Source organism: Methylophaga sp. UBA1464 (genome assembly GCF_002325665.1).
Taxonomy (GTDB): Bacteria; Pseudomonadota; Gammaproteobacteria; order Nitrosococcales; family Methylophagaceae; genus Methylophaga.
Genome location: NZ_DCSO01000027.1, coordinates 3,086 through 9,654, shown reverse-complemented (window position 1 = coordinate 9,654; position 6,569 = coordinate 3,086). Strand labels below are relative to the sequence as shown.

General features: G+C 44.3%; 4 protein-coding genes. 3 read left to right on the top strand and 1 reads right to left on the bottom strand.

Annotated features, from left to right (window positions below; all coding sequences use genetic code 11):
- Positions 1 to 417 (bottom strand): aldehyde dehydrogenase family protein (locus B3O33_RS02825; protein WP_292362885.1); only part of this gene is annotated, 417 nt, incomplete at its 3' end.
- A gap of 268 nt (positions 418 to 685) precedes the next feature.
- Between B3O33_RS02825 and B3O33_RS02820 the strand changes: the two genes are divergently transcribed.
- The 3 genes from B3O33_RS02820 to B3O33_RS02810 form a co-directional block, all read left to right on the top strand.
- The gene (locus tag B3O33_RS02820; RefSeq protein WP_292359587.1) at positions 686 to 1,612 is read left to right on the top strand and encodes an AraC family transcriptional regulator; all 927 of its coding nucleotides are present in this window, start codon (positions 686 to 688) and stop codon (positions 1,610 to 1,612) included.
- Positions 1,613 to 1,791: 179 nt separating this feature from the next.
- Positions 1,792 to 3,483: an autotransporter assembly complex protein TamA gene (locus B3O33_RS02815; protein WP_292359585.1), complete on the top strand. Its 1,692-nt coding sequence runs from the start codon at positions 1,792 to 1,794 to the stop codon at positions 3,481 to 3,483.
- Positions 3,483 to 6,569 (top strand): translocation/assembly module TamB domain-containing protein (locus B3O33_RS02810; RefSeq protein WP_292362884.1); only part of this gene is annotated, 3,087 nt, incomplete at its 3' end. The genes B3O33_RS02815 and B3O33_RS02810, both read left to right, overlap by 1 nt.

Below are 6,569 nucleotides of genomic sequence, written 5' to 3'. Positions count from 1 at the left end.
CATCGTGCCTTCCTGAGCACGCAGGCAACCGGCAAAATAGCGGAAATGATCCGCGGCCAGAGGAATATCGGCATTCAGTGTTTCGCGAACCGCTTTACCGTTATCCCAGGTTTCTGCAACAGCCAGTTTTTCCAGATTGGCTTCGATACGATCAGCAATTTTCAGCAGGATATTACTGCGTTCCTGAACGGAGGTTTTACCCCAGGCTTCACGGGCTTTATGAGCTGCATCCAGCGCTAATTCAATATCAGCTTCCCCTGAACGCGGAATTTCACAAATGACTTCGCCGGTCACTGGAGTAATGTTGTTAAAGTATTCGCCTTTAACAGGGGCGACCCACTCGCCACCAATAAAGTTTTCATAACGTGATTTGAATGAGATCACCGACTCGGGTGTACCTGGTTTTGCGTAAATCATAAATCTCTCTCTTATATATTGTTATGGTTAAAGACCAAGCATAAATCCTAAAGCAGAAATCTTACTTGACTGATAATCCCAATTATTTGACTGATAGTCCAGAAGTGACAAAAAAGTTAACACATGGTTCGACAAGATTGCTATTTTGAAAAAATGAAAAATTCATATCAAATGCGCGGATACTCTCACTTAAGTAATATTTTCTATTGACTTGACTTCGCATAGAGTTGAGACACAAAATCAATCATCACTTATTAAGGTCTGCATTATGAACCTGAATACATTGCCTACGAGCGGTCGGCGAGAAAATCGCCAGTTGCTGATTGAAAACAAAGTGACCTTTAATGGTCCGGAAACAGAGTTGAGTATTTACGATACCTACCGCAGCTCAACGGGTGTAGCACTTAATGCAGACCACTTGTTATATTGCGGAATGGTCAGCGGTCGCAAGGTAATGCATGACCATTACAACGCGTCGGGCGAATTGTTTGTGCCGCACGAATCCTACGTTATGCCACCCGGTGAACATGTTGAAATAGATTTTCCGGATGCAAATGAGCAGCAGCCAACAACTTGTCTGACCATAGAGATTTCCAGAGAGCGTATTCAGGCCATCTCTAATCGTATGCAGGACTTGGTAAAAATTGATGCGCCGGAGCATACTTGGGAATATCAGCCTCGTATCATTCACAAGCATCACACTCGCGATACCCAGCAGTTACTGGAAAAAATGGTTTCATTTTATATTCGCAATGATCCCGATAAAGAGCTGATGGTCGATTTAGGTGTATCGGAGCTGGTGATAAGGTTGCTTCGTGAACAGGGGCGAGAAGTTTTGTTGAGTTATTGCCAGCGGGCGCCAGACGCCAGCAGTATGACGGCCGTCATCCATACACTGGAACAAAACCTTAGTGAACCATTGGATATAGAACAGTTGTGCCGGCAAGCCTGTATGAGCCGCAGTCGTTTATATGTTGAATTCAAAAAACAACTGGGTTGTACACCGGGAGAATTTCATCAACAACTCAGACTGAAATCAGCTGCCGATGCTATCCGTCGTGGTCAGAGTATTACTGAAGCCTGTTATGGTTATGGTTTCAACGACTTAAGTCATTTCAGTCGTCGTTTCAGTCATTTTTTTGGCTGTTCGCCAAGCGCTTTTCGTAAAGAAAACCTCCCGGATCAAACTAATTAATTAGCTTAAGTTAAGAACGCTGAAGGCCTGAAGCTGTCATAATCTAAGTTCGTTGGTACTGATTTCAGTTCTAACGAATCTCACTTTTTAGTAATGACAAAACTTGTATGCCGTTATGCCAACACTCTCTATACAACAGGGTCATCCTGATATTTACTCTGTGTCTATTGGCTGCCAATATGGTTTGGGCCGACGCGGAAAAAAATATCAATATCGAGATAAAGGGCGTAGATAAAAATTTGGTCGAAACCCTGTTGAATGGTTTGAGCATCAATCGGCAGAAGCAAAGTCCACGTCTGGATTCTCGAAGTGTAAACCGGTTACACAATCAAGCCATCGATGAATTGAAGCATATGCTCACGGTGTATGGTTATTATTCTCCCGAAATTACTGCCGAGTTAACAGAAACGGATGAAAATAACTGGCAAGCTCAATATCAAATTGAGTTAGGTCAACCGGTCATCATTCGTAAAATCAATCTGGCGGTAGAGGGTGATGCTAAAACTGATCCGGTATTTACTAAGCTGCTCAGCAGTTTACCGCTGAACGTAGGTGACCAGTTTGATCATGAACGTTATGAAAACGCAAAAAAGTCATTGCTCCGAGTTGCTGCTGAGCGTGGTTATTTTGATGGCGCATTCAGTTGTAGCAGAGTCAGTGTTGATGTCGAAGCAAGTGCTGCAGACATCTGTCTGGTCTATGATGCCGGGCAGCGTTATCGATTTGGTGAGATCACCTTCCCTGATACGGTTGTGAATGACAGATTACTTGATGCAATGTCACCCATCAAAGCGGGTGAACCGTTTGATTCAGGTAAATTGCTCACCCTGAGAAATAATCTGCAAAATAGTGGCTATTTTGCCTCTGTATCCACTCAGGCAATGACTTCTGCACGAGCAAATAATGAGGTTCCGGTTGATGTTTCATTAAATGAAAATCTGAAACATCGCTACAGCGCCGGTGTGGGCTATGGTACGGATACCGGGGCCAGGATGAGTCTGGGTTGGCAAAATCGCTATGTAAATGATCGGGGACACAGACTGTCTGTTGAAAGCCGTTTATCACAAATTGCCAATCGAATCGGTGCCGATTACCAGATGCCGTTCTGGAGTGAAAATATTAATACGGTTGGTTTTAATTCAGAATATAAACAGGAAGATACAGATACCAGTGAAAGTCGTTCGGTAGCGGTAGGCAGCTATTACAACCGTATGCGCTGGGGCTGGGAAGAAACCGGTAGCATCAAGTTTCTCAATGAAAGCTTTGATGTTTCAGATGACTCCGCGTCAACAACCTTATTGATTCCCGGAATTGCTTATGCCCGTACCTGGGCAGATGACACTATCTATACCCGGCAGGGAGGTCGTTTAAGTATGGAGCTGAGCGGAGCGGCAGAAGGTATTCTTTCCGATATCAGCTTTAGTCAGCTAGTCCTGCGTGGAAAATACATTCAGGGGATTGGTGACTCCAGCCGGATTATTACCAGAGCGACTGTGGGGGCCACAGAAGTCAGTGACTTTTCAAAATTACCCAGCTCATTGCGTTTCTTTGCCGGTGGGGACAATAGTATCCGTGGTTTTGACTATCAATCACTGGGACCAGAAAATGATTTGGATGAAGTCATCGGTGGCCGGTATCTGGCTGTTGGAAGCGTTGAATATGAACATATGTTTGTCAAAAACTGGGGCGCTGCGATATTTACCGATTTTGGTAACGCCTTCAATAGTTGGTCAGATCCAATAGAGTATAGTGTAGGGGTGGGTATTCGCTGGCGATCTCCTGTTGGCCTGATTCGTATTGATGTGGCCAGTGGTATTTCAGATGAAGACAAACCCTTTGGTTTGCATATCATGATAGGGCCTGATTTGTGATGAAACGCGCATTATGGATAATCGCAATTGTATTGCTGCTGATCATTCCGGCCGGCTTATATTGGTTACTAATGACCAAGTCAGGTTTTAACACAGCATTGAGTTTCACTCAGAAAACACTTCCCGAACTCACTATAAACGAAGCTAGCGGCAGACTTTACGACGGCGTTTATCTGAAGGGCATTACCTATGAACCTGAAGATGGCGATGCGATACACATAAATACCATTGATGCGCGCTGGCAGCTATGGTCGTTGCTTTCAAGCCGATTTATTATCAATCAGATTCATATTGACAGGCTGGCAATCAAACACGCTGAAACGATTACTCAGCCTGAAGAAGATGAATTGTTCACTATTCCTCAGTTCAGTTTTCCGCTGGCAGTTCACCTCAGATCGCTGCGTGTTACAAATGCAGAAGTTATTGATAATCAGGGTATTGTGACGCCTTTGTTTGATCGTTTCGATACCTCGATAAGATTGAATTACGACCGGTTAATTATTTCCTCATTAAGATTAAATCGTAATGTGCTGGCCTTTACCTTGATCGGGAACGTTCATCTTAACGAACCCTTTGCTACTAACCTGAATTACGGGTTGAGGCTGAATGATTCCGAATGGGGATTGATTTCAGCTACCGGCACGATTACCGGGGATATCAAACAAATGACGTTACGACAGCAGCTGGGTGAACCGTTTGCCTCAGAACAAACCCTGATGGTGCGTAATATTCTTGATGACCTGGATTGGCGCCTTGGCCTGGAAAGTGAATCCCTGTCATTAACCCGAATTCTTAATACTGAAATGGGTGATGTGACGGCTATTAATCTGGAAGCTAAAGGCACTCGGGAAACTGCCCGAATGGAACTGGACTTTCAGTTACAGGAATTTGAAGAAGTACATCCACCAGTTTCTGCCAGTTTGAGTCTGAACTCTACTGACTTAAAAAACTGGCGTGTTGATTTGATGACGGCGATCAGTCAAAACGGTTTTGCCGAGATCCATGGCAATATTCAGGTTGCGGAAGATCCCATGGCGAGTGGGTTTTCAATTGATGCAAGCTGGTCACAACTTCAATGGCCATGGCAACAGGATGCAGAGCTTTTAGTTGCTGAAACTTCAGGTGAACTTTCGCTAAACGGAAATCTGCAGGATTATCGTTTGATTCTCAGTAGCTCTATTGCGGCACTGGAGCAGAACTGGGCGATTAACTCTTATGTGCGTGGAGATCTGCAACAGGCGAGTATCAACTCCCTCGAAATCAAGTCTGCGTTAGCCGAACTCGACGTTAGTGGTGATGTAAGCTGGGATCCTCAATTAAATTACCAATTAAGTGGTGAATGGCAAAACCTGCAGCTTCTCGCCAGTTTAACTGGCGTGTCAGTAGAAAGTTATACGGGATTATTCAATCTGAAAGGTGAGAAACATCTGTTTGAAATCACACTTGATTCGGATTTTATTATTGATGAAATTCCACTCATTCTGAAACTCCAGGCAACCAGTCCCGAAGCCGGCATAACGGATATTCGTGCAGATACCAGAATTGCAGATGGTGGTGCCGGCTTTAGTGGTCGTATCAATTGGAAAGAGAATCTGATGGTTGATGGCAAACTGACACTCAGACAAGTTGATCCGGCCGTATTTGCAAATGAATGGCCCGGCCGAATAAGTGGTCAGGCGCAACTGAGTTTTCAGGATAAGGGGCAGGGCGATTTCGAAGCAAGTCTGCAGAATTTACATTTAAATGGAGTTTTACGGGAACGTAACTTTTCCCTGAACAGTCACCTGAAAACCGTCAACACTGATATTGCTATTGAAAATCTACAGCTGAATTTAGGTGACTCGCAATTATCTTTAAATGGCAAAGTTGAGAAACAACTGGATTTAACCTGGAAACTCAACTCGTCGAATTTGCAGGATTTTCACCCTGATTTATCTGGCAGCTTAAATGGGCAGGGGCGATTATTTGGTGAGTTGGCTAAATTAAAATTAAATGCCGATCTCGATGGTTCTTCAATTAGTTGGGCTGACGAAATGCGTATCGGCACCATTAACGCTGATGCCCAAATAGACCTTACAGATAATCAGCAAAGTAAACTCAACGTACAGTCAACCGGCATTAAAGTGGCAGAGCAGACTGTTGATTCAGTTGATCTGAGTCTGACGGGTAAACGTGATCAACATCAGCTGGGTCTGGAGATCCAGTCTGCAATAATTTCGTTATCAGGTTTGTTACAAGGCAGCCTGAATAAAGACAATCAATGGGCTGGCCGGTTACAGTCAATGACAATTGATAATGACATGGCTGGCAACTGGCAATTAGGTGAGGCCGGTGATATTCAATTGTCGGCTGATAAACAGATTATGTCGAAGCATTGCTGGCTATCGGCTGAACAGGCACAAATTTGTATTCAAGGTGAAAATGCCTTGCCCGGCGCGCAAGCACTCGTGGAAATCAATCAACTCTCCATGGAAATCCTGAAACCCTGGATTGAGGAATATGCCAAATTATCCGGTTTTATTTCCGGCCGATTGCAACTGGCAATGGAAAATGAGGGAGAGATTACCGGTACAGGAAATCTATCGCTGAACGAGGCTATTTTAAAACTTGAGTCTGAAACGATCAGTCAACAGGAACCTATCGAATTTGATACGATTGATTTACGTTATCAGCTTACCGCCGAAGAGAGCATGGTGGCCATTACTATTGCACCGGATATTGCCGGTGTAGAACCGATAGAGGCAAGATTACAAACAGCAGCTGTCAAAAAAGTGATAGCTGCACCTATGGATACGCCGCTTAACTTGCAATTGCAGACAGCCGTTGAAGATCTCGCATCATTAAATCTGGAAACCCTGGCTTTTGATGAACTGGCAGGAAAACTGGAGCTGCATGTCGATATGCAGGGTACGGCCAATAAACCGCAACTAACCTCAGCAATCAGTTTGCGTGATGGGCAAATATTTTTGGTAGATATGGGTATTACCTTGTCGGCTATCAACGCAGATATTAATGGCGATCCCTTATCAGGACTGAAAATGCTGTTACAGGCCGATTCCGCAGAAGGTCAGCTGGAAGTGGCGGGT

Bases quoted from the DNA above. Each gene is read 5' to 3' on its own strand.
- B3O33_RS02820 (WP_292359587.1), top strand. From the start codon at position 686: ATGAACCTGAATACATTGCCTACGAGCGGTCGGCGAGAAAATCGCCAG.
- B3O33_RS02815 (WP_292359585.1), top strand. From the start codon at position 1,792: ATGGTTTGGGCCGACGCGGAAAAAAATATCAATATCGAGATAAAGGGC.